Annotated in this window: 23 protein-coding genes and 1 pseudogene; 15 read left to right on the top strand and 9 right to left on the bottom strand. The window is 71.1% G+C overall.

The genetic code is table 11. The annotated features are described in order from the left end of the window. The first annotated feature begins 300 nt into the window (after positions 1-300). The 6 genes from ACH4RG_RS07485 to ACH4RG_RS07460 all read left to right on the top strand — a co-directional run bounded on the left by ACH4RG_RS07485 (position 301) and on the right by ACH4RG_RS07460 (position 6,351). Positions 301-3,009 (top strand): discoidin domain-containing protein, encoded by a 2,709-nt coding sequence (locus tag ACH4RG_RS07485; RefSeq protein WP_398539237.1) that lies wholly within the window; start codon positions 301-303, stop codon positions 3,007-3,009. A 118-nt stretch (positions 3,010-3,127) separates the two neighbouring features. After that, a complete protein-coding gene (locus tag ACH4RG_RS07480; protein WP_397929911.1) occupies positions 3,128-3,343 on the top strand; it encodes a hypothetical protein in 216 nt (71 codons plus the stop codon). Positions 3,344-3,404: 61 nt separating this feature from the next. After that, positions 3,405-3,869, top strand: coding sequence for a hypothetical protein (locus ACH4RG_RS07475; RefSeq protein ID WP_397929908.1), 465 nt, complete (start codon positions 3,405-3,407; stop codon positions 3,867-3,869). Between the two features lie 22 nt (positions 3,870-3,891). After that, on the top strand, positions 3,892-5,451 hold the full coding sequence (locus ACH4RG_RS07470) for a peptidase C14 caspase catalytic subunit p20 (protein WP_398539236.1): 1,560 nt from the start codon (positions 3,892-3,894) through the stop codon (positions 5,449-5,451). Between the two features lie 114 nt (positions 5,452-5,565). Next, entirely contained in the window at positions 5,566-5,853 is a 288-nt protein-coding gene (locus tag ACH4RG_RS07465; RefSeq protein WP_397920445.1) for a hypothetical protein, read from the top strand. 54 nt (positions 5,854-5,907) lie between these two features. After that, on the top strand, positions 5,908-6,351 hold the full coding sequence (locus ACH4RG_RS07460) for a hypothetical protein (RefSeq protein WP_397920443.1): 444 nt from the start codon (positions 5,908-5,910) through the stop codon (positions 6,349-6,351). Positions 6,352-6,418: 67 nt separating this feature from the next. Here the strand turns inward: ACH4RG_RS07460 and ACH4RG_RS07455 are convergent, their stop codons facing one another. Then, positions 6,419-7,528: an SPFH domain-containing protein gene (locus ACH4RG_RS07455; RefSeq protein WP_398539235.1), complete on the bottom strand. Its 1,110-nt coding sequence runs from the start codon at positions 7,526-7,528 to the stop codon at positions 6,419-6,421. A 59-nt stretch (positions 7,529-7,587) separates the two neighbouring features. After that, a complete protein-coding gene (locus ACH4RG_RS07450) occupies positions 7,588-8,025 on the bottom strand; it encodes an NfeD family protein (RefSeq protein WP_397920439.1) in 438 nt (145 codons plus the stop codon). A gap of 359 nt (positions 8,026-8,384) precedes the next feature. Between ACH4RG_RS07450 and ACH4RG_RS07445 the strand changes: the two are divergent. Next, positions 8,385-8,573, top strand: a pseudogene (locus ACH4RG_RS07445) (DNA-binding protein); the annotation flags it as partial. Positions 8,574-8,582: 9 nt separating this feature from the next. On the opposite strand, the gene ACH4RG_RS07440 reads toward ACH4RG_RS07445, so the two are convergent. Next, positions 8,583-8,738 carry a hypothetical protein gene (locus tag ACH4RG_RS07440; protein ID WP_397920437.1) on the bottom strand — a complete coding sequence of 52 codons (156 nt, stop codon included), beginning with the start codon at positions 8,736-8,738 and terminating at the stop codon, positions 8,583-8,585. Between the two features lie 482 nt (positions 8,739-9,220). Between ACH4RG_RS07440 and ACH4RG_RS07435 the strand changes: the two genes are divergently transcribed. Continuing rightward, positions 9,221-9,472 carry a hypothetical protein gene (locus tag ACH4RG_RS07435; RefSeq protein WP_397920435.1) on the top strand — a complete coding sequence of 84 codons (252 nt, stop codon included), beginning with the start codon at positions 9,221-9,223 and terminating at the stop codon, positions 9,470-9,472. Continuing rightward, positions 9,472-9,864: a DNA-binding protein gene (locus ACH4RG_RS07430; RefSeq protein ID WP_397920433.1), complete on the top strand. Its 393-nt coding sequence runs from the start codon at positions 9,472-9,474 to the stop codon at positions 9,862-9,864. Before ACH4RG_RS07435 ends, ACH4RG_RS07430 begins: the two co-directional genes overlap by 1 nt. 132 nt (positions 9,865-9,996) lie before the next feature. Here ACH4RG_RS07430 and ychF read toward each other — a convergent pair whose 3' ends face one another. Continuing rightward, positions 9,997-11,085, bottom strand: a complete 1,089-nt coding sequence (ychF, locus tag ACH4RG_RS07425; protein ID WP_397929896.1) for a redox-regulated ATPase YchF — start codon at positions 11,083-11,085, stop codon at positions 9,997-9,999. Between the two features lie 463 nt (positions 11,086-11,548). Here ychF and ACH4RG_RS07420 point away from each other — a divergent pair, with 463 nt between their 5' ends. Beyond that, positions 11,549-12,109 carry a DUF6542 domain-containing protein gene (locus ACH4RG_RS07420; RefSeq protein ID WP_398161704.1) on the top strand — a complete coding sequence of 187 codons (561 nt, stop codon included), beginning with the start codon at positions 11,549-11,551 and terminating at the stop codon, positions 12,107-12,109. 52 nt (positions 12,110-12,161) lie between these two features. Here the strand turns inward: ACH4RG_RS07420 and ppgK are convergent, their stop codons facing one another. Both ppgK and ACH4RG_RS07410 read right to left on the bottom strand, forming a co-directional pair. Next, positions 12,162-12,914, bottom strand: a complete 753-nt coding sequence (ppgK, locus tag ACH4RG_RS07415) for a polyphosphate--glucose phosphotransferase (RefSeq protein WP_397920429.1) — start codon at positions 12,912-12,914, stop codon at positions 12,162-12,164. A gap of 38 nt (positions 12,915-12,952) precedes the next feature. After that, complete coding sequence (locus tag ACH4RG_RS07410) at positions 12,953-13,942, bottom strand: 4-hydroxy-3-methylbut-2-enyl diphosphate reductase (RefSeq protein ID WP_199787771.1); 990 nt, start codon at positions 13,940-13,942, stop codon at positions 12,953-12,955. A 93-nt stretch (positions 13,943-14,035) separates the two neighbouring features. Here ACH4RG_RS07410 and ACH4RG_RS07405 point away from each other — a divergent pair, with 93 nt between their 5' ends. From ACH4RG_RS07405 to ACH4RG_RS07390, 4 genes are all read left to right on the top strand, one after another. After that, entirely contained in the window at positions 14,036-15,484 is a 1,449-nt protein-coding gene (locus ACH4RG_RS07405; RefSeq protein ID WP_398539234.1) for an APC family permease, read from the top strand. Between the two features lie 205 nt (positions 15,485-15,689). Continuing rightward, entirely contained in the window at positions 15,690-16,901 is a 1,212-nt protein-coding gene (gene xseA, locus ACH4RG_RS07400; protein WP_397920425.1) for an exodeoxyribonuclease VII large subunit, read from the top strand. 168 nt (positions 16,902-17,069) lie between these two features. Continuing rightward, the gene (locus ACH4RG_RS07395) at positions 17,070-17,315 is read left to right on the top strand and encodes an exodeoxyribonuclease VII small subunit (protein ID WP_397920423.1); all 246 of its coding nucleotides are present in this window, start codon (positions 17,070-17,072) and stop codon (positions 17,313-17,315) included. A 269-nt stretch (positions 17,316-17,584) separates the two neighbouring features. Continuing rightward, positions 17,585-18,175: a malonic semialdehyde reductase gene (locus ACH4RG_RS07390; RefSeq protein ID WP_397920421.1), complete on the top strand. Its 591-nt coding sequence runs from the start codon at positions 17,585-17,587 to the stop codon at positions 18,173-18,175. Between the two features lie 176 nt (positions 18,176-18,351). On the opposite strand, the gene ACH4RG_RS07385 is transcribed toward ACH4RG_RS07390, so the two are convergent. Then, positions 18,352-18,900: a DUF4245 domain-containing protein gene (locus tag ACH4RG_RS07385; RefSeq protein WP_397929890.1), complete on the bottom strand. Its 549-nt coding sequence runs from the start codon at positions 18,898-18,900 to the stop codon at positions 18,352-18,354. Between the two features lie 158 nt (positions 18,901-19,058). On the opposite strand from ACH4RG_RS07385, the gene glpX reads away from it, so the two are divergent. Next, positions 19,059-20,090 (top strand): class II fructose-bisphosphatase, encoded by a 1,032-nt coding sequence (glpX, locus tag ACH4RG_RS07380; RefSeq protein WP_018956177.1) that lies wholly within the window; start codon positions 19,059-19,061, stop codon positions 20,088-20,090. A 121-nt stretch (positions 20,091-20,211) separates the two neighbouring features. Here glpX and ACH4RG_RS07375 read toward each other — a convergent pair whose 3' ends face one another. Then, positions 20,212-20,586 carry a WhiB family transcriptional regulator gene (locus tag ACH4RG_RS07375; protein ID WP_397920417.1) on the bottom strand — a complete coding sequence of 125 codons (375 nt, stop codon included), beginning with the start codon at positions 20,584-20,586 and terminating at the stop codon, positions 20,212-20,214. Positions 20,587-20,769: 183 nt separating this feature from the next. Further along, on the bottom strand, positions 20,770-21,462 hold the full coding sequence (locus ACH4RG_RS07370; RefSeq protein WP_397920415.1) for a DUF1707 domain-containing protein: 693 nt from the start codon (positions 21,460-21,462) through the stop codon (positions 20,770-20,772). Positions 21,463-21,611: the final 149 nt, after the last annotated feature.

Raw genomic sequence — 21,611 nt, 5'->3', positions numbered from 1 at the left:
TCCTGGCGGCGGTACGGGCCTCGGGCGGCACGTTCCTGACGGTGTCGGAGGGGTGAGCAGGCCACGCCCTCGCCCGACCCGAGGACGGGCACGACGGCGGTGAAGAAGCCACGCCCCTCGCCCGACCCGAGGACGGGCACGACGGCGTGAGGAAGCCACGCCCCTCGCCCGGCGCGAGGGCGCGACCACGGGCGCGGGACCTGCTCCATCCGGCTCCATCCGGCGGTCGGACGCAGGCCCGGTGCCGGGGCGCGCGTGCCGTGACGGCCGACCGCACCCGCGCGTCCTTACCTTCGTCCTGTGAGCCTCTCGCGCATCTCCGTCCTCGCGCCTCTCGTCGCGGCCGTCCTGATCGCACCGCTGCCGCCCCTCGCCGACGCCTCCGAGCCCCCCGGCCCCGTACCGCTGCCGGGTCCGGCCCACCCGTCCGGCTCCCCCGCACCGCCCCCGTACCCGCGCCAGGCCGTGCCCGCCTGCGGCACGACGGGCGGTCAGGGCGGCCCCGGGACGTCCTGGGCGCCGACGTCCACCCGCTTCGGGGAGGCCGCCGGCTACGACCCGTACATCGGCAACGGCTACCTCGGCCACCGGGTCCCCCCGGTCGGAGCCGGTTACGCGACCACCGGCGAGAAGACCGGCTGGCCGCTCTACACCCCCCGCTACGACGGCGCGTTCGTCTCCGGGCTCTACGCCCGGGACCAGGCCGTCTCCGAGGGCCGCGAGGTGATCGCCGCGCTCCCGAGCTGGACGAACATCGATGTGGGCGTGGGCGAGGAGACCCTCGGCCCGGACACCCCGGCGGGCCGGATCTCGCACTACCGGCAGACGGTCTTCCTCTCCTGCGGCCTCGTGCGCACCTCCCTGCGGTGGACGACGGCCGACGGCCGGGCCACCGACCTCGTCTACGAGGTGCTGGCCGACCGGTCCGACGTCCACACCGGAGCCGTACGGCTGCGGATGACGCCGCGCTGGAGCGGCACCGCGACCGTCACCGGCCGGCTCGACGACCGGGGCGCGCGCCGGATCACGCTGCGCGCGGACGGCACGTTCCGGACACGGGGCACCGGGATCGAGGGGGCCGTCGCCCAGACGATGCGGCGCGGCCCGGGCGTCGTCGAGACCCTGCGGCCGGGGGCCCGTACGCCCCGGGCGGCGGCCCCGGTCCGCGCGGGTCGGACGTACACGTTCGAGAAGTACGTCGGCGTCGACACCGCCCTGACCTCCCGCGCCCCGGCCGGGGACGCCCGGGAGGCGGCGCACCGGGCGGCGCGGCGCGGCTGGGACCGGGTCTTCGCGGCGAACGAGGCCGCCTGGCGCGAGGCCTGGGCCGCCGATGTGCTGGTCCCGGGAGACCGCCGGCTCCAGGGCTGGCTGCGCTCGGCACAGTACGGGCTGCTGGCGAGCACCCGGCGCGGTTCTTCCGACAGCATCGCCCCGGCCGGTCTGACCAGTGACAACTACGCGGGCATGGTGTTCTGGGACGCCGAGACGTGGATGTTCCCGGGCCTGCTCGCCACCCGCCCGGAGCTGGCGCGCTCGGTCGTCGAATACCGCTACCGCACGCGGGACGCGGCCCGCGCGAACGCTGAGAAGTACGGCCACCGGGGCCTGTTCTACCCCTGGACCAGCGCGAGCCGGGGCCGTATGGACTCCGAGTGCCAGAGCTGGGACCCGCCGCACTGCCTGACCCAGAACCACCTCCAGGGCGACGTCTCGCTGGCCGCCTGGCAGTACTACCTCGCCACCGGCGACCGCGACTGGCTGGCGTCGAGGGGCTGGCCCCTGTTGCGGGGCATCGCCGAGTTCTGGGAGTCGCGCGCCACCGCGAACGCGGACGGCAGCTATTCGATCCACGACGTGGCGGGCCCCGACGAGTACAGCAACGGCGTCGACGACGGCGTCTTCACCAACGCGGTCGCCGCCACCGCGCTGCGCAACGCGACCCGCGCCGCCCGGCTCCTCGGCCAGAGCCCGCCCGCCGCCTGGAACGAGGTGGCGGACGGCCTGCGCATCCCGTACGACGCGGAGAAGAAGGTCTTCCTCCAGTACGCGGGCTACAACGGCTCCACGATCAAGCAGGCGGACACCGTCCTGCTGACCTACCCGCTGGAATGGCCGATGGAGCCGGGCGCCGCGGCGGCCACCCTGGACTACTACGCGGCCCGCACCGACCCGGACGGCCCGGCGATGACGGACTCGGTCCACGCGATCGACGCGGCGGCGATCGGGGAGCCGGGCTGCTCGGCGTACACCTACCTCCAGCGTGCGGTGCGCCCGTTCATGCGGGGACCGTACGAGCTGTTCTCCGAGGCGCGCGGCGACAAGGCGGGCGCCGAGGACCCGCTGTCCGGCTTCCCCGCCGACGACTTCCTGACCGGGAAGGGCGGCTTCCTCCAGGTGTTCACGCACGGCCTGACGGGGCTCAGACTCCGCGAGGACGGCGTGCGCCTGGATCCGACGCTGCCGCCCCAACTGCACGAGGGCGTCACGCTGAAGGGCCTGCGGTACCGGGACGCCGGGTACGAGGTCACTGTCGGCCCCCGGACGACCACGGTCCGCCTGACCTCCGGCGCCCCGTTCACCGTCCACACGGCGAAGGGCCCGCGCCGCCTCTCCTCGACGCTGGAGCTGCCCACCCGGCGCCCCGACCTGACCCCGACGGCCGACGCGGCGCGCTGCCGCCCGGTGACGGCGACGTCCGAGGCCCCCGGCCTGTACGCGGAGGCGGCGGTCGACGGGGCCCCGGCGACGTCCTGGTCCCCCGACGGCGCGGAGGGAACCCTGACCGTGGACCTCGGCACGCGGCCCCTGCGGCTCACCTCCGTGACTCCGGCCTGGGGCGACACGGCCCCCGCCTCGCACACCGTGGAGACCTCCCTCGACGGCCGCTTCTGGCGTCCCTATCTCTCGGGCGACACAGCACGCAAGGTCCGCGTGACGGTCCGCTCGGAGGACCCGGAGAAGCCGGCGGAACTGGCGGAACTGCGGGTGGAGGCGGACAGCCGGTAGGGCGTGCCGGGCCCGGTCGCCGCGTGCCTTTCGCACCGGTGACCGGTAGCCCGGCTTCAGGTTGTCGAAGTTCCGTGAAGAGGCCCCTGGGTGAGATGAGGGGTGCTACGACTGCTGCATGGCCGCAAACTTTCGCACGAAGGACGGTCACACCGTGGGCCTGGGCAGCACGGTGTGGGCGATCAACGGGGAAGGCCCCTTCACCCTCGCGAAGCCCGATTCCGCACCGCCCGGCTGGGTCTGCATGGTGAGCGACGACGGCGAGACCGTGCGCCTGCACGCGCCCGAGGACGTCGGGATGTACTACAACCGGGTTCGGCGCGTAGAGGTCTGAGACGGCTGCACAGCCGCCACAGGCGGTCCTGGAACGAGCGGACTGTTGACTTGGAGGGCCGATGCCCGTACCGAACTCTCCCCACGAGCCCTATACAGACGCGGGATCCATGGACGCGGAGTCCACAGAGGCGCGTTCCTCGGACGCGAAGCCCACAGGATCGGGGCCCCCGGACGCGAGGTCCACTGACGCCGGGTACGAAGTCGTTCTGACCCTCTCCGAGCCGGCCGGTGTCGGCCCCCTCTCCCGACGCCTCGACGCCGTTCCGGGCGCCGTCGTCACCCGGCAGCGCTCCCGCCCCGGCGCGGGCGAACTCGGCGCCGCCGAGGTGATCCAGCTGCTCGTACCCTCCTCCGCGGTGCTCGCCGTCGCGATCCGGACCCTGCCGGCGTTCATCAGGTCCCGGAGGTCGTCCGTGACCGTGAAGCTGACCCGGGGGGACCGGACGGTCACGCTCTCCGGCGGGAATCTCGACGACCCGCAGAAGGTCTTCGAGATCGTCGAGCGCCTGCTCGACGATGAGTGAACCCGCCGTGAGGGAAACCGCCGTGAGTGAACCCGCGAACCGGGACTACTCCCGGTCACGTGCGGTCCTCATGGGCACCTGGGAGTACGCGGACGAGGACTTCAACGACGTGCCCGCGGTGGAGCGCAGCTTCGACCGGATGGACGGTCTGCTCCGCGACCCGGTGTGCGGGCCCTGGCCCGACGATTCCATCGTGACCTTCCGGAACCGCGACACGCTCGGCACGACCCACCGTGAACTCATCTCCACGCTCATGGAGGCCGAGGACGTCGCGTTCTTCTACTACGTCGGACACGGGATCTACGACCACCGCGAGCGGCTCTGCCTCACCGTGGGCGACACCCGGCAGGACGCGAACTTCACGGCCGCCACGGGACTCCCGTTCGACGCCGTGCGGGACGCGTTCCGCGCCAGCGACGCCCGGGTCAAGGTCGCGGTGCTCGACTGCTGCTACGCCGGGCTCGCCACGGAGGAGTACGGGCGCCTCTCCGTCGACCACCTGCCCCCGGGGCCCGGGGCGTACCTGATGATGAGCAGCGGCGCGTTCGAGACCTCCTGGCACGAGCTGGAGACGGTCGCCGACGCGCAGACGTACTTCACGAAGGCCCTCGTGGACACCGTGTACGAGGGCCTGAGCGGCGCACCGGCCGGCCTCACGTTCGACCACATCTTCGGCGCGGTCTCCGACCACCTCGTCGCGAACGGACGCCCCGAACCGGGCCGCCGCATCGAGAATCACGCCGCCCGCTGGGTGTTCGCCCGCAACAACGCCCCCGAGCTCCCGCCCGAGCCGGGCGCCGATCCGGAGGCCGTCTACCGCGAGGCGTACCGGCGGGAGAGCAAGGAGGGCGTCGAGCGGCTCCCCGCGATCGCGGCGATGTACGAGGGTCCCGCCGCGGCCGGGCACACGCCGTCGATGAACCGGCTCGGGCAGATCGCCGAGGGCCGGGTCCGGGCGAGGATGCAGGGGATCGAGCCGGGGCCGGTCGGAGGGAAGGCCCTCCAGGAGGCGACGCAGTGGTACGTGCGGTCCTCCGAGGCGGGCGATCCGGTCGCCCCACTCCACCTCGGGCAGCTCTACGAGGAGCGGTACGGGAACCAGGACCGGGCGTTGTACTGGTACGCCCTCGCCGCGCGCCGGGGCAACACCGCGGCCCAGGAGCGGCTGACCGGCCTGGAACAGCGCATCCGCCTGGGAATCGGGCCACCCGGGCAGCCCGGGGAGGAGCACGCCGAGCCGGCCCGTCCGGATCCGGTGGACCGGGCTCCCACCCTCGCCGTCCTCGCCGCCGTGGCCGCGCTCGGGACCGGCGTACCGCGCGAACGCTGGTCGGCCGCATGGGACGGCTCGGAGTCGCTGGCTCTGGCGCAGTGCCTCGACGTCCTGGTCGATGCCTGCGGCGGGACCTACGGGGAGTGGTCGACGCTCGACGAGGCGGAACAGGCCTGCGTCCTGTCCGACTTCATCGGACTGCGGCCGCTCAGGTCGGAGCTGGCGAGCACGGCACGCCGCTACTACCGGACCGTCGGCCCGGGAAACCTCCGCGCCTACGCGGCCGGACTCCGCCGCCGTCGGAACTGACCGAACCCCGAACCCCGAACCCCGAACCCGACCCGGACCTTCGGAGCGGCCCAAGCCGACCCGAACCGGCCGGGCCGGCCCATGGAACGCACGGCACAGGACAGGGAGTGCGACATGTCGATCCCCGAAATCAGCGAGGCGCTCGGGCAGTCCCTCCGACGCCACCGGTTCGTGCTCCAGGCGCAGCCCGCCACGGACCCCGGCGAGGAGACCGTCCACCTCGTCCTGGACAACGGCGAGGAGACGCTGCACGCCGGCCATCTGGACCACTACCTGGGGCTGTGGAGCGCCTTCGCCGTCGTGCGGCCTCATGGTGTCTTCCGTGCGGACGAGGTCGGCCGGTACGAGTCGTTCGAGGACGCCGTGCTGGCCGTGCTCATGTCTTTCACCCACGTCGAGTAGCCGCAGCGTCGTGCGGCGGCCGAGCAGCCCAGCTAGCGAGCAGGAGGTGGGGAAGTGCGCGTAGAGCCACGATTCCGCGACCAGATCAGGTGCCTCGTCCTCAAGGACCGCAGGGCGAAGGCGCTCGACGAGGCGCTGTCGCCGAGCGACCGGATCGCTTTCAACGGATTCCTCGTCTCGGTGATCGCCGTGATGATCTCGCGGCGACTGGGCGACCGGTGCGGCATCGAGGACCTCGCGGCGTTCAGTGACGAGGTCGCGGCCGCTCACCGCGTCGAGCGGCGACCGGTCAACGAGTTCGTCGTGGAGGAGGTCCTCCGCGAGATCTACGGGGTGCCGCCGCTCTTCCGTACGTTCGCGGCCCCTCCCCCGGCGGTCTCGGGTGCGGGCGCGGCGATCGTGCGACACCTGAACAACACCGACACCACCGTCGCCGCCGGGATCGACCGCACCCTCGAGAGGGCGGTGGACCTGCACCACCGCCGTAACGGGGCCTGACACCGTACGACGGCGCCGGGCCGGCTCCCCACAGCGGGCCGGGACCGCGGGGAGGCGAGCCCGCCGCTCAGCCGCCGGGCGCGGGCCCCCGCCCCGGACGCCGCGCCTCTCCCGCCGCCTCCGCCTCCGCCTTCGCGTCGCTCACGGCGACGGCGGCCTGCTTCGCGGCCTCGTCGGCGGCCGCGACGGCGTCCAGCGCGAGCGTGGAGTTCGCCTCGACCTCCGGGGCCCCGACATGGTCCTTGTCCGAGGCGTCGGCCTCGGTCGCGTCCTCGCGCTGCGCACCCGGCGGGGGCCCGGTGCCCGACGCCTGGTCGCCGAACGCGCTGGTGACGGTGCGGATCGCCTCGGTCAGCTCGCCCGGAATCACCCAGAAGGTGTTGTTGTCGCTCTGCGCCAGATGCGGGAGCGTCTCCAGGTACTTGTAGGCCAGGACCTTCGCGTCGGCGTTGTTGCGGTGCACGGCCTGGAAGACGAGCTCCACCGCCTTCGACTCGCCGTCCGCCCGGAGGATCACGGCCTGTTGGGTACCCTGCGCCTCCAGGATGTCCTTCTGCTTCGTGCCCTCCGCGGTGAGGATCTTGGCCTGCCGCTCGCCCTCGGCGTGCAGGATGGCCGCGCGCTTGTCACGCTCGGCCCGCATCTGCTTCTCCATCGCCTCTTTGATGGTGTTCGGCGGATCGATGGCCTTGATCTCGACGCGGTTGACCCGGATGCCCCACTTCCCTGTCGCGTCGTCGAGGACGGCACGGAGCCGGGCGTTGATCTCCTCACGCGAGGTGAGCGTCCCTTCCAGGTCCATGCTGCCGATGACGTTCCGCAAGGTGGTCACGGTGAGTTGATCGATGGCTTGCAGATAGTCGGCGACCTCGTACGCCGCCGCCCGCGGGTCGGTGATCTGGTAGTAGAGCACGGTGTCGATGTTGACCACGAGGTTGTCCTCGGTGATCACCGGCTTGGGGTCGGACGAATACACCTGCTCGCGCACGTCGAGTTTGGTGTTGACCCGGTCCGCCACCGGCAGGACGAAGTTCAGGCCGGGCTGCAACGTTCGGCGGTACCGGCCGAAACGCTCGATGTTGTAGCGGCGCGCCTGCGGAACGATGCGCACGGTGGCGGCCACGAGAAAGACGACGACGATCGCCGCCACAAGAATCGGGATGACAACCGGATCCATTCTTCCTCCTACGTCCCCCCAGGGACTCCCAGACATTCCCGCCCCGCGTGCTCAGCCGTTCACGGAAGGAGCTCGCGGGGATACACGACGGCTGTGGCGCCTTCGATCTCCATGACGTCCACCAGGGCGCCCACCGGGATCACCAGACTTTCGTCGAGAGCGCGGGCGGACCATTCCTCGCCGGAGATCTTGATCAGGCCGTGGGTCGCGGTGACCTCCTGCATGACCTCGGCCCGCTTGCCGATCAGCGCGTCGGTGCCCTCGTAGGTCAGGGGCCCCTGCGCCATGTGCCGCAGCGCGACAGGACGGACGAGGGCGAGGCCGGCCACCGCCGCCAGTCCGAGCGCCACGAGCTGGCCGAGCAGACCGATGCCCACTCCGGCCACGACGGCGGCGACCAGCGCCGCACCGGCCAGCAACCCGAAAACGAGGGTGAGAGTGAAGAACTCCGCAGCGCCCAGCGCCGCGGCGGCGAGCAGCCAAGCGAACCACGGCATCGAATCAGCCTCCCCAAGGGGACCTTTTGAGCTATTTACCCCTTCTGGCCCGCAGGGAACCGTTCGGCCCGCCCGGTCCACGACCGGCACCCGAGCACCGCACGATCCACGGCGGACGCGGCGTCCGACGAGTAACCCCCTCTTCCGATGAGTTCGAGTGCGGCAGATCAGGGCTGCGCGTAGCGCGAGTGCGACTCCTGGCGGTGACCGGATACGGTGAGTCGGGTTGCCGGGAGCGGAGCGCTCCCGCAAAAGCGCGGCCCACCCCCTGCTCGCAGGGGCGGCGCTCCCTGTTGATCGACAGGATCGGACGAATCGAGGCCGCTCGGGCGTGGGCGTGACCATCCTCGTGCCGGCCCCAGGCGGAAAGTCTCACCACGGTGCAACTGCTGAGCGACGCCGGCGGCCTGCATGACTCCAAGTACGCCATCGACTCACTCGTAGCCGCGATGGCGTTCCGCTCCCCGGCACCCGTCCTCGTACGGACGTCTTACCGTGAGGATGAGCCGAAACTGTGCGGCGACCGCGTACAGATCAAGGACGTCTGACCACAGCGCCTACTCAGGTGAATCCACCTGCTGATCGACTGCCGCTTCGTAAAAGGCATCCGCGAGGGCGACAATGATCGCGTTGATGGCCGGCTCGTCGGTGAAGAAGTATGCAGCGATGGCATTGTGGGCATCTTCGTTGTCCGCGACAGTGGAAGCCGGCAAGAACGAACCCGGGCACGGCAGACTGCGCTCCCCGCGACGATCGGCTCGCAGTCTCGGGAGGGCTCATCAGCATGGACCCTGGCGTCGGCGGCGCATCCGCGTCCCAGCGCAAACCCAGCACGGTACGAATGACCAGGGATGACGGCAGGTAACTCAGCACCATCCCAGCACCAAAAAAGCAAAGGGCCCGACTCCGAAGAGTCGGGCCTTCCCTGACCTGCATGTTTGCAAGGTCAGCGACGTGTTGATACGTCAGCGGCTACACGTTGAAGCGGGATGCCTGCGGTCTGACCCTGACCTGCGAAGGAGCCCCATCCAAGGCCCTGACCAGCCATTTCTCCGTTGGCTCGCGTTGGCCTGCGACGGGCGCATACGGGTGTCCTGCGGACTCTCTGCGGACCGGACGGATACCCGTCCGCACAGTCCGCGCGGCCACGACCATGTACACCCAGAGACTTACGACCACCGGTAGCATGGGCACCATGAGCAGTAGCAAGAAGTACTCGATCAGCCTGCCCGAGGACCTCGCCGAAGCCGTACGCGCCCACGTCGGGCCCGGTGGTTTCTCCTCCTACGTCGCCGAAGCCCTCGAACAACGGGTCGCCGTGGACAAGCTCCGGGAGATCGTCGCCGACTTCGCGACCGACAATGACGAGCTCACCCGCGAGGAGGTCGAAGCCGCCCGCGCGCTGCTGCGCCATGACCACCGGCAGGTCGGCGGGGCCGCAGCCTGATGCCCGGCACCCTACTGCTCGACAGCGAAGGCCTCTCCAAGCTCTACCGCAAGGACCGCACCGTCATGGCCCTGATCCAAGCGGCATCGGAGGAAGGCATCCGCGTGGCCACAAGCGCCATGACCACCCTCGAGGCCGACTACGAGCGCATTCACCCCGCCCGGATCAAGTGGGTCCTCTCCCGCGTCGACGTTCACGACGTCACCAAGGAGATCACCGATCGGGCCGCAGCCCTCCTGCGCAGCCACCGCCTCCATGGCCACAAGTACGCCATCGACGCCGCCTTCGCCGTCATCGCCCGCACCGCACCCCAGCCGGTCACCGTCCTGACCTCCGATCCCGAGGACCTGACGCTCCTGTGCGGCCCCGCCGTAGAGGTCGTCAAAGTCTGAACGCCGACCGCAGTCGCACCCACCAGACCCGTCCCCAACACCTCAGCGCTTCGCGGCACAAGGACTGCACGCGGACGTACACCTGCGCCCGACCCACCAACGAGAGGGCCGGGCACATCTCTTGACTGCCCGTCAGACGTTGAAACGGAACTCCACCACGTCCCCGTCCTGCATGACGTAGTCCTTGCCCTCCATGCGGGCCTTGCCCTTGGCGCGGGCCTCGGCGACCGAGCCGGTCTCCACCAGGTCGGCGAAGGAGACGATCTCCGCCTTGATGAAGCCCTTCTGGAAGTCGGTGTGGATCACACCGGCCGCCTCCGGGGCCGTGGCGCCCTTCTTGATGGTCCACGCGCGGGCTTCCTTCGGGCCTGCCGTGAGGTAGGTCTGGAGGCCCAGGGTCTCGAAGCCGACGCGGCCGAGGGTGGCGAGGCCGGGCTCTTCCTGGCCCATGGACTGGAGCAGTTCGAGCGCCTCGTCGTCGGCGAGCTCGATCAGCTCGGATTCGATCTTGGCGTTCAGGAAGATCGCCTCGGCCGGGGCGACCAGGGCGCGCTGCTCGTTCTTGAAGTCCTCGTCGACCAGTTCGTCCTCGTCGACGTTGAAGACGTACAGGAACGGCTTGACGGTGAGCAGGTGCAGCTCGTGGAGGAGCCGGCCCCTCTCGGTGGCCGCCGTGATGCCCGCGGCGAACAGCGTCTGGCCGGACTCCAGGATCTTCTGGGCCTCCTCGACCGCGGCGAGGACCGCGACCTTCTCCTTCTGGAGGCGGGATTCCTTCGTCAGGCGCGGGACGGCCTTCTCGACGGACTGGAGGTCGGCGAGGATCAGCTCGGTGTTGATCGTCTCGATGTCGTCCTTCGGCGAGACCTTGCCGTCGACGTGGACGACGTTCTCGTCCTTGAAGGCCCGGATGACCTGGCAGATCGCGTCGGACTCGCGGATGTTCGCGAGGAACTTGTTGCCCAGGCCCTCGCCCTCCGAAGCACCCCGGACGATGCCGGCGATGTCGACGAAGTCCACCGTCGCCGGGAGGAGCCGCTGGGAGCTGAAGATCTCCGCGAGCTTGTTCAGGCGCGGGTCCGGGACGCCGACCACGCCGACGTTCGGCTCGATCGTGGCGAACGGGTAGTTGGCCGCCAGCACGTCGTTCTTGGTCAGGGCGTTGAACAGGGTCGACTTGCCGACATTCGGCAGACCGACGATTCCGATCGTGAGCGACACTTTGGCGACTTCCTGGAGTGAGGAGGGGGCATGGGCGTCCGGGTCCGGCTCGGCTGTTCGGCCGGGTCCCGGAGTGGACCGATTCTCCAGTTTACGGGCCTGCCCCGCGGGCCCGGACAGTGCGGTTTCACGGGTCCTTCCCACTGGCTCCCGCTGGCCGCACTGGCTCCCGCTGGGCGGGACCGGCCCGCTGCCCCGGCACTGCCGGGCCCTCCTGCGGTTCGAAGCGGGCGATCGCCCGGGCCTCTTCCGCCGGCCCGAACAGCGCGCCTTTCGGCCGTGTGACATCGAACGCAACGCCAAGGTCGGCCAAAGCGCGTGTCCAACGCCTGATTCCCCGCCCCCCGCGACCTACGTTGTGCAGGTGGAGCAGCACAGGACACGTCCCCCGCAGCGCAGGCAGCCCCCGCAGGCCGCGCCCGCCCCGCCCGCGCCGGGCCGGGCGGGCGACGAGAGTTCCGCCGTGTACCGCGTACGGGTGCGCAGCGTGCCGCCCGTGGTTCTCGCGTTGCGGCGGTTCCCCAACCCCCGGCTCACCGGGATCGGGGCCGGGCTGTTCGCCGCCCTCACCATGTTCGTGCTCGCCTGCGTCGACCGGCTGCTGTTCGATGGTTCGGAGCTCGTCTACGGGCTGCTCTTCCTGCCCGTCAGCGCGCTGACCGCCCTCTGGGTCCGGCCCGCCGACCTGGTCACCGCGCCGATCAGTGTGCCCATCGCCTTCGCCGTCGGAGTGTTTCCGATCTCCGGGGGGTCCGAAGGGTTCGCCGGTCAGACCATGGGCCTCGTCACCGCCCTCGCCGTGCACGCCGGCTGGCTGTACGGCGGGACGCTGATCGCGGGGGTCATCGCCTCCGTGCGCAAGGTGCGCGAGATGCGGGCCCGGCGACGGTATGTGCTGGCCCAGGGGCGCGGCACCGCGCCCGAGCGGACCCCCCGGGCCGCCGCCGGGGCCGCGGCGGCGAAGCCTGTACGGGCCGGTGCCCCGGCGGCGGGCGCGGTCGCCCGTCGCCCTCAGCGTCCCTGAGCGGCTGTCGGCCCGTCTCCGCTGCCGGCGCCCGTGGTGCCGTCCGGCCCGTTCACCCCTTGCTCTGTGCCTGGCCCGCCGCCGCCATCGCCGCTCCCACGATGCCCGCGTTGTTCTGGAGCTGGGCCGGGACCATCTCGGCCCGGACCTTCTCGATCAGCGGCAGGAACTTCTCCGCCTTGCGGCTCACCCCGCCGCCGATGATGAACAGGTCGGGCGAGAACAGCATCTCCACGTGCAGCAGGTACTTCTGGACCCGGTGCGCCCAGTGCTGCCAGCTGAGGTCCTCGTCCTCCTTGGCCTTCGTGGAGGCGCGCTTCTCCGCGTCGTGACCGTGCAGTTCCAGGTGGCCCAACTCGGTGTTGGGGACGAGCAGGCCGTCGGTGAAGACCGCGCTGCCGATGCCTGTGCCGAAGGTCAGCATGATGACCGTGCCCGCGCGGCCCTTGCCCGCGCCGAAGGTCATCTCGGCGACTCCGGCCGCGTCCGCGTCGTTCAGGATGGTGACGGGCTGACCGATCCGCTCGCCCAGCAGCGTGCGCGCGTCCGTGTCGATCCAGCCCTTGTCGACATTGGCCGCGGTACGCGTGATGCCGTCCGTGACGACCCCGGGGAAGGTGATGCCGACGGGGCCCGTCCAGTCGAAATGACCTACGACCTCGGCAACGCCGTCGGCCACGCCCTTGGGCGTGGCCGGGTGCGGTGTCAGCACCTTGTGGCGCTCCCGCGCCAGGTCTCCGCGGTCCAGGTCCACGGGAGCGCCCTTGATCCCGGATCCGCCGATGTCCACGCCGAAGATCTCCATGGAACCCACGGTACGGGCAGGCCGGGCCCCTTGCCCGGCTACTCGGCGGAAAGGGCGGCGGCCTCGGCGCGCAGGTCGCGGCGCAGCTCCTTGGGGAGGGAGAACGTGATCGACTCGTCGGCCGTCTTCACCGTCTCCACGTCCGCGTAACCGCGCTCTTGGAGCCATTCCAGGACTCCGTCGACGAGAACGTCGGGGACGGAGGCGCCGGACGTCAGACCGACCGTGGTCACGCCCTCCAGCCAGGCCTCGTCGATCTCGTCGGCGAAGTCGACCAGGTGGGCGGCGGGGGCTCCGGCGTCCAGGGCGACCTCGACCATGCGAATGGAGTTCGAGGAGTTCTTGGAGCCGACCACGATGACCAGTTCGGCGTCCTCGGCGAGCTTCTTCACCGCGATCTGGCGGTTCTGTGTGGCGTAGCAGATGTCGTCGCTGGGCGGCGAGAGGAGGTTGGGGAACTTCGCCTTGATGGCGTCGACCGTCTCCATCGTCTCGTCGACGGACAGGGTGGTCTGGGAGAGCCAGACGACCTTCGACTCATCGCGGACCTCGACGTTCGCGACGTCCTCGGGGCCGTCGACCAGCGTGATGTGGTCGGGGGCCTCGCCGGAGGTGCCGATGACCTCCTCGTGCCCCTCGTGGCCGATCAGGAGGATGTCGTAGTCCTCCTTGGCGTACCGGACGGCTTCCTTGTGAACCTTGGTGACCAGCGGGCAGGTCGCGTCGATGGTGGCGAGCTTGCGCTCGGCGGCCTCCGCGTGGACGGTGGGCGCGACTCCGTGCGCGGAGAACATCACGATGGAGCCCTCGGGCACCTCCGCGGTGACGTCCACGAAGATCGCGCCCTTCTTCTCCAGGGTCTGCACGACGTACTTGTTGTGCACGATTTCGTGGCGGACGTAGATCGGGGCCCCGTACTGCTCCAGGGCCTTCTCCACGGCGATCACGGCACGGTCCACGCCCGCGCAGTAGCCACGGGGTGCGGCGAGCAGGACACGGCGGGCAGGAGTTGCAGTCATGCGACCCATCGTAAGGCCGTGGCGAACAGGCGCGAGGACGGCCGGGTCGGGAGACTGGTCACGGCGCGTTCGGGAGGAATGACTGATGGTGTTGGAGGGGCGATGACGTCGGTGCCGGAGAGCGGTTCGGGGAGCGGTTCGGGCAGCGGGGCAGGGAGCGGTGCGGGCAGCAGTACGGAACCGGGCAGGCTGCGGCGGACGCTGGGATTCAGGGATCTGGTCGTCTACGGACTGCTCTTCATCGCCCCGATGGCCCCCGTCGGGGTGTTCGGCACCCTGGACGCCAAGTCCGACGGCGCGGTCGCGCTCGTCTATGTGGTGGCCACGGTGGTCATGGGGTTCACCGCCTTCAGTTACGCCCAGATGGTGCGGGTCGCTCCGTTCGCCGGTTCGGTCTTCACGTATGCCCGCAAGGGGCTCGGGGAAGGGCCCGGTTTCATCGCCGGGTGGATGGCCATGCTCGACTACCTGCTGATCCCGGCCGTCGCCTACCTCTTCTCCGGGATCGCGATGAACGCGCTGGTCCCGGAGGTCTCGCGGTGGGTGTGGACCGCGATCGCCGTGCTCGTGACCACCCTGCTCAACCTGCGGGGCGTGCGGGCGGCCGCCCGGGTCGGCTTCGCGGTGCTGGCCATGGAGATCGTGGTGTTGCTGGTCTTCGTGGTCTCGGCCGTGGTCGTCCTCGTACGGGACGGGGCGCAGCGCGGCTGGCTGACGCCGCTGACGGGGGACTCCGGGTTCTCCATGACCGCGGTGCTGGGGGCCGTGTCGATCGCCGTGCTCTCCTATCTGGGCTTCGACGCCATCGCCTCGTTCGCCGAGGAGGTGACGGGCGGCTCGCAGAAGGTGGCGCGGGCGGTGCTGTTCTGTCTGGTTCTGGCCGGTGTCCTGTTCGTGGCGCAGTCGTATCTCGCGGCGCTGCTGGAGCCCGTGAGCTCGGCGGAACTGGCGGCGGACCCGGCGGCGCAGGGGTCGGCGTTCTACGACGCGGTGGACGCCTCGGTGGGGACGTGGCTGCACGATCTGGTGGCGGTCAGCAAGGCGATCGGCGCCGCGTTCGCCGCGCTGGCGGGGCAGGCCGCCGCCGGGCGGCTGGTCTTCGCGATGGCCCGGGAGCGGCGCCTGCCGCACTTCCTCGCGAAGGTCGATCCGTCGTCGGGTGTGCCGCGGGTGGCGATCCTGTGCGCGGCGATCGTGACGCTGGTGGCCGCCGTGTGGGCGGCCCGGCGCGACGACGGCCTGGACCATCTGGTCTCCGTCGTGGACATCGGCGCCCTGACGGCGTTCATCCTGCTGCACGCGTCGGTGGTCGGCTGGTTCGCCGTACGCCGGATGGAGGGCCCGCCGGTGTGGTGGCGGCACGTCCTGATCCCGGTGGTCGGCGCGGGGGTGCTGGTCGCGGTCATCGTGGAGGCGACGGCATCCTCCCAGGTGGTGGGCGTCTGCTGGCTCGGGGTGGGGCTCGTGGTGCTGGCGGTCCAGGGAACGGGCCGGCGTGGCGGTGTGGACGGTCCGGGTGGCGGCGCGGGGAAGGGGGCCCCGGTCCCGTAGGGCTGCCAGGACTTCGCGGCCTGTACGGCTTCGCGGCCCGTCAGGTTCGTGTCCCGTGCGGCTTCGCGTCCCGTACGGCTTCGTATCCCGTACGGCTTCCTGTCCCATACGGCTTCGTATCCCGTACGGCGTCGGCGGTGTGCGGACGACGCGGGCCTCCGCGCGGGGCGGGGGCCTGTCGGTGGCTGCGGATACGCTCGGACGCATGGCTCTCAACACGTCCGCGGAAGCGCCGCTGCCCGTCGGTGAGGTGTCCCGGCTCATCGGCGGCTGGATCGACCGGCTCGGCGCCATCTGGGTGGAGGGGCAGATCACCCAGCTGTCGCGGCGCCCGGGCGCCGGGGTCGTCTTCCTGACGCTGCGCGATCCGTCTCACGACATCTCGGTGAGCGTGACCTGTTTCCGACAGGTCTTCGACCGGATCGCCGACGTCGTGACGGAGGGCGCGCGCGTCGTCGTGCTGGCCAAGCCCGAGTGGTACGCGCCCCGGGGGCAGCTGTCGCTGCGGGCGACGGACATACGGCCGGTCGGCATCGGTGAGCTGCTCGTGCGGCTGGAGCAGCTGAAGAAGTCGCTCGCCGCCGAGGGGCTCTTCGCCCTGGACCGCAAGAAGCCGTTGCCGTTCCTGCCGCAGCTCGTCGGGCTGGTCTGCGGGCGTGCTTCCGCCGCCGAGCGCGACGTCCTGGAGAACGCCCGCCGTCGCTGGCCCGCCGTGCGCTTCGAGGTCCGCAACACCGCCGTGCAGGGAGTGAACGCGGTCGCCCAGGTGGTGCAGGCGGTCGAGGAGCTGGACGCGCTGGAGGAGGTCGACGTGATCGTGGTGGCGCGGGGCGGCGGCAGCGTCGAGGATCTGCTGCCGTTCTCCGACGAGCAGCTGATCCGTACCGTGGCCGCCTGCCGTACGCCGGTGGTCTCCGCGATCGGCCACGAGCCCGACTCGCCGCTGCTGGACCTGGTCGCCGACCTGCGTGCGTCCACGCCCACGGACGCGGCCAAGAAGGTCGTCCCCGACGTGGGCGAGGAGCTGGAGCGGGTGCAGCAGTTGCGGGACCGGGCGCTGCGGACCGTGCGGGGGCTGCTGGACCGCGAGGAGCGGGGGCTCGCGCACGCGCTGGGCCGCCCCGCGATGGAGCGGCCCCACCGCCTGGTGGACGAGCGCGAGGCCGAGGTGGACGCGCTCCTGGGGCGCGGTCGCCGGGTGCTGGGCCATCTGCTGGACCGGGCCGATTCGGAGCTGTCGCACACGCTCGCCCGGGTCGTCTCGTTGTCGCCGGCCGCGACCCTGGAGCGGGGCTACGCGGTGCTCCAGCGGCCCGACGGGCACGTGGTCCGCTCCCCCGAGGAGGCCGGGGCGCCCGGCGAGCCGCTGCGGGCGCGGGTCTCGGAGGGCGAGTTCACGGTGCGGGTGGATGGATGAGCCCGGAGGGAAGGGGAAGGCCGGACAGCCGCGCCCGCGAGGGACCGGAGAGCGGGGCGGCCCGGGAGCCGCGCCCGCCGGGACCGGAAGACCGGGCGGCCGGGCGGCCGTATCGCAGGGGGCGCAGCGCCCACATGGTCGTAACAGCTCACGCTTAGGGTGGATCACATGACGGACGACGACGGGACGACGACGGCTGCCGCCACGGGCACGCTCGGCTACGAGCAGGCGCGGGACGAGCTGATCGAGGTCGTACGCCGACTGGAGGCGGGCGGCACGACGCTGGAGGAGTCGTTGGCCCTGTGGGAGCGGGGCGAGGAGCTGGCGAAGGTCTGCCGGCACTGGCTGGAGGGCGCCCGCGCCCGGCTGGACGCGGCCCTGGCCCGCCCGCAGGAGGACGACGACCGGGGCTGAGTGAGCCAACGCCCGCCTTCCCAGCGGTCCCGCGGTGATGGTCCGCGGTGGCGGCGGTGCGGGGCGGGCGTCCGGGCTCGGTGCGGCGCGGGTGCCCGTGCACGGGCCGGGAGCGGTACGGGCGTCCGTGCTCGGGCCGGGAGCCGTCGCGCAAGACAGATGCTCTGTGCAATGGATCACTCCCGCCCGACTTTAGTTGAAAGTTAACCTATCTCTGGCGTACGTTCGGGTCTTCTCCCCACCGCGTACGTTCGGAAGGTCTGCACCAGATGTCCCTCGTTCTCGACCCCGCCGCCCAGGACCTCCTCTTCCGTGAGGCCCGTACCGCCAACACCTTCACCGACGAGCCGGTGACCGACGAGCAGGTCCAGGCGATCTACGACCTGGTCAAGTTCGGGCCGACCGCCTTCAACCAGTCGCCGCTGCGCGTCGTCCTGGTCCGCTCCGCCGAGGGTCGCGAGCGCCTGGTGCGGCACATGGCCGAGGGTAACCAGCCGAAGACCTCCACGGCCCCGCTGGTCGCGATCCTGGCCGCCGACAACGAGTTCCACGAGGAGCTCCCGGCGCTGCTCCCGCACTTCCCGCAGGCCAAGGACGTGTTCTTCTCGGAGCGCCCGGTCCGCGAGTCGGCCGCCGGCCTCAACGCCGCGCTCCAGGCCGCCTACTTCATCATCGGCGTCCGCGCCGCCGGCCTGGCCGCCGGCCCGATGACCGGCTATGACGCCGCGGGCATCCAGAAGGAGTTCCTGGACGACGACCACGCCCCGCTGATGGTCGTCAACATCGGCAAGCCGGGCGAGGACGCCTGGTTCCCCCGCAGCCCGCGCCTCTCCTTCGACGAGGTCGTCACGACCGTCTGAGCCCCCGGCTCCGCCCCACTCCCCGGTTCCGCCCGAGTCGACGACTCCTCCCGAGTCGAAGGATCCGTCAGGGGTTGGCGGCCGAGCCCGGCCGCCCGTACGCGAAGGGCCCCGGAACACCAGTGCACCTGGTGTTCCGGGGCCCTTCGCGTACGGGGTTCGGCGCGGACCGCGCGTCAGGAAGCCGGTGCGGCGGGCGGCGTCGTCTTCAGCGCGGCGGCCATCTCGACCAGGCTCTCCTTCGGAGCCGAGCCGGTCACCACCGTGGTGTGTCCCTTGCCGGGCAGGACGAGGGCGTTGTACTTCGCGCCCTCCCAGTACTGCCACTCCCGGCCGGCCACCGTCTCGGTGCGCCCGGTGTCCTTGGCCTTCCGGCTGACCTCGGGGACGTACGTACCCGCGGCGACGGTGGACTGCTCGACCGCGACGTACCTGCGGTCCGCGTCGAGGAAGCCCAGGTGCCAGGCATCGCCCGCGACGTCGTCGTACCGGACGGAGGTCGCCTTCCACTCCTTCGGCAGACCCTCGGGCGCGGCCACCGGGTAAGGAGCGGCGGTCCGCACGGTCGCCAGCTCCACGGTGAAGTCGACGGCCTTGATGGGATCGGCGTTCTCGTCCTTCGGGATGAACAGGTAGATGACGCCCGCGCAGGCGGCGATCACCAAGGTCGACAGGAGCATGTCCCGGACTGTCTGCTTGCCTCGCTTGCTTGCCACGGCATCCATGGTGGCACGCGGCCTGACACGCCCGGCCGCAGGGTGCCGCTCACGGCCTGGACGCCGGAGGCGCTCATGCGTGACCCGGCCTGCTCATTTTATCGACCTACCGATAGAGTCACAGCACCCTCATATCCGGTCGTCGCCGTACAGAAAGGTGCGCTCCGATGTCCGAGCATCATCTGCCGTCCCAACTGGAGGTCTCCCCGGAGGCCCCCGACCGCAACCTGGCCCTGGAGTTGGTCCGGGTCACCGAGGCCGCCGCCATGGCTGCCGGGCGCTGGGTGGGCCGCGGCGACAAGATCGGCGCCGACGGCGCCGCCGTGAAGGCCATGCGGACCCTCGTCTCGACCGTCTCGATGAACGGCGTCGTCGTCATCGGCGAGGGCGAGAAGGACGAAGCCCCCATGCTGTTCAACGGCGAACGGGTCGGCGACGGCACCGGTGCCGAGGTCGACATCGCGGTCGACCCGATCGACGGCACCACGCTCAACGCCAAGGGCATGCCGAACGCCATCGCCGTGCTGGCGGCGGCCGACCGGGGCGCGATGTTCGACCCGTCCGCGGTCTTCTACATGGACAAGTTGGTGACGGGGCCCGAGGCGGCGGACTTCGTCGACATCAACGCGCCCGTGTCGGTCAACATCCGGCGTGTGGCACGGGCGAAGAACTCCACGCCCGAGGACGTCACGGTCGTCATCCTCGACCGGCCCCGGCACGAGGGCATCGTCAAGGAGATCCGGGAGACGGGCGCGCGGATCAAGTTCATCTCCGACGGCGACGTCGCGGGCTCGATCATGGCGGCCCGCGAGGGCACCGGCGTCGACCTGCTGATGGGCATCGGAGGGACGCCCGAGGGCATCATCTCGGCGTGCGCCATAAAGTGCCTCGGCGGCGTCATCCAGGGCAAGCTCTGGCCCAAGGACGAGGCGGAGCGGCAGCGGGCACTGGACGCGGGCCACGATCTGGACCGCGTTCTGTCGACCGACGACCTGGTCAGCGGCGACAACGTGTTCTTCGTGGCGACGGGGATCACCGACGGTGAGCTGATGCGCGGTGTGCGGTACCGCGCCGAGACGGCGACCACCGAGTCGATCGTGATGCGTTCCAAGTCCGGCACGATCCGGTCGATCTCCTCGACCCACCGGCTGTCGAAGCTGCGCGCCTACAGCGCCATCGACTTCGACCGCGCGAAGTAGTCGGCGACCAGAACGGCTGCCGGCGCAGTCGCCGGAACGGGAGGGGTGCGGGGAGCGGGCCATCGCTCCCCGCACTCCTCCCCCGTACGTATGTGCGCGACTTCCGGGGGCGGGGACTCGTTCAGCCCGCCGCCGCTATGTGCTCCGACGTCGTCGCGGCGGCCGTGAGCTCGCCGGCCCGCCGTCGCCGCCGGGCCAGCGCCACCCGGCGCTCCGCGGCGGTGAGCCCGCCCCACACCCCGTACGGCTCGGGCTGCATCAGCGCGTGCTCCTGGCACTCCACCATGACCGGACACCGGGCGCAGACCCGCTTGGCGGCCTCCTCGCGGGCCAGCCGGGCGGCGGTCGGCTCCTTCGACGGGGCGAAGAACAGGCCGGCCTCGTCGCGGCGGCAGGCCGCATCGGAATGCCAGGGGCCCGCGTCGTCCTCCCGGGCGGGGGTCCGCTGGGCCGGAACGGCGGCGACCTGCAGAGGCTGATGCGGCGTTTGCAGCACGGTCTACTCCTGACGACGGCTACGGCTTCGCGAGCGAGAGTCGATGCAGCACTCCCTACCCGCTGTGCGTACGCCTATGCACTGAGTGGCACCAGCGCGCGGCGCACCGAATGCGCCCCGGCGGCTTTATGGCCGATTACCGGAGGTCGTACGCCCCGCCGTATGTCATGCGCCCCGTCGTATTCAGTAGCCGAGATGTTTGCGCAGCCGCTGCTGAAGGTCCGCGACGAACTTCCCCCGCTTCGGCCTGGCTTCCACGCTGCCGAACACGGAATAGCCGTTGACCACGACGACCGGTGCTTCCGGGTCCGGCGATTCCAGCGTCCGCACTTCGAAGCTGCCGAAGACGCCCGTACCGCTGCCGCGCAGGGAAATGTTCTCCGGCACCCGGACGTCGACGCTGCCGAAGATGGACGTCGCGTTGATAACGGTGAGGCGTTGGCCGAAAAGCGCTTCGGTCAGATCGATCTCCACACTGCCGAAGAGCGCGAAGGCGTTCGTCCGGCCGCCGACCCGCCAACGGCCCTTGCGGTTGGCGCTGCTGAAGACCGCGACGAGATTGTCAGCGGGGCCGTCGGGGGCCTCGGGGCCGTAGGCGTACGGCCGGGCGTCCGGGCGGGCCGTGGAACCGGAGGCGGCGGGCAGGTCCCGGACCATCGGCTGGAGTTCGCCGACGGTCTTGGCCCGGTAGACCAGGTCGATCCGCTCCGCGTGCTCGTCCGCCGTCAGACGCCCCTCGGCCATCGCCTCTCGCAGGATGTCCGCGATCCGGTCGCGGTCGGCGTCGGAGGCGCGGATGCCATCGCCGTCCAGGGCTTCGGCGGGCGGTCGGGCGGCCGGCGCGTGGGGCTGCTGGGGCTGCTTCTCTAGGTCCACCGCCCCAGCGTACCCAAACGCGATAGATCGCGACTACCCCTCCAACCGGCGTGCCCCGGCCCCGCACCCGCCTTCCGGCGGCCGCATCCAGGTGAGCCTTACCTCACAGGATCGTCCCGGGGGCGGCGCTCTACCCTGGTGGATGCGCT

This window comes from Streptomyces sp. NPDC021019 (genome assembly GCF_044333295.1).
Lineage (GTDB): Bacteria > Actinomycetota > Actinomycetes > Streptomycetales > Streptomycetaceae > Streptomyces.
This window is presented reverse-complemented; position numbering and strand designations above follow the sequence as displayed.

What these genes read in the sequence shown, in the direction of transcription:
- glpX (WP_018956177.1), top strand. Translation starts at nt 19,059, where the DNA reads ATGTCCGAGCATCATCTGCCGTCCCAACTGGAGGTCTCCCCGGAGGCC.
- ACH4RG_RS07405 (WP_398539234.1), top strand. Translation starts at nt 14,036, where the DNA reads ATGACGTCGGTGCCGGAGAGCGGTTCGGGGAGCGGTTCGGGCAGCGGG.
- ACH4RG_RS07385 (WP_397929890.1), bottom strand. Translation starts at nt 18,900, where the DNA reads ATGGATGCCGTGGCAAGCAAGCGAGGCAAGCAGACAGTCCGGGACATG.
- ACH4RG_RS07480 (WP_397929911.1), top strand. Translation starts at nt 3,128, where the DNA reads ATGGCCGCAAACTTTCGCACGAAGGACGGTCACACCGTGGGCCTGGGC.
- ppgK (WP_397920429.1), bottom strand. Translation starts at nt 12,914, where the DNA reads ATGGAGATCTTCGGCGTGGACATCGGCGGATCCGGGATCAAGGGCGCT.
- ACH4RG_RS07455 (WP_398539235.1), bottom strand. Translation starts at nt 7,528, where the DNA reads ATGGATCCGGTTGTCATCCCGATTCTTGTGGCGGCGATCGTCGTCGTC.
- ACH4RG_RS07430 (WP_397920433.1), top strand. Translation starts at nt 9,472, where the DNA reads ATGCCCGGCACCCTACTGCTCGACAGCGAAGGCCTCTCCAAGCTCTAC.
- ACH4RG_RS07465 (WP_397920445.1), top strand. Translation starts at nt 5,566, where the DNA reads ATGTCGATCCCCGAAATCAGCGAGGCGCTCGGGCAGTCCCTCCGACGC.
- xseA (WP_397920425.1), top strand. Translation starts at nt 15,690, where the DNA reads ATGGCTCTCAACACGTCCGCGGAAGCGCCGCTGCCCGTCGGTGAGGTG.
- ACH4RG_RS07475 (WP_397929908.1), top strand. Translation starts at nt 3,405, where the DNA reads ATGCCCGTACCGAACTCTCCCCACGAGCCCTATACAGACGCGGGATCC.
- ACH4RG_RS07395 (WP_397920423.1), top strand. Translation starts at nt 17,070, where the DNA reads ATGACGGACGACGACGGGACGACGACGGCTGCCGCCACGGGCACGCTC.
- ACH4RG_RS07390 (WP_397920421.1), top strand. Translation starts at nt 17,585, where the DNA reads ATGTCCCTCGTTCTCGACCCCGCCGCCCAGGACCTCCTCTTCCGTGAG.
- ACH4RG_RS07450 (WP_397920439.1), bottom strand. Translation starts at nt 8,025, where the DNA reads ATGCCGTGGTTCGCTTGGCTGCTCGCCGCCGCGGCGCTGGGCGCTGCG.
- ACH4RG_RS07435 (WP_397920435.1), top strand. Translation starts at nt 9,221, where the DNA reads ATGAGCAGTAGCAAGAAGTACTCGATCAGCCTGCCCGAGGACCTCGCC.
- ACH4RG_RS07410 (WP_199787771.1), bottom strand. Translation starts at nt 13,942, where the DNA reads ATGGGTCGCATGACTGCAACTCCTGCCCGCCGTGTCCTGCTCGCCGCA.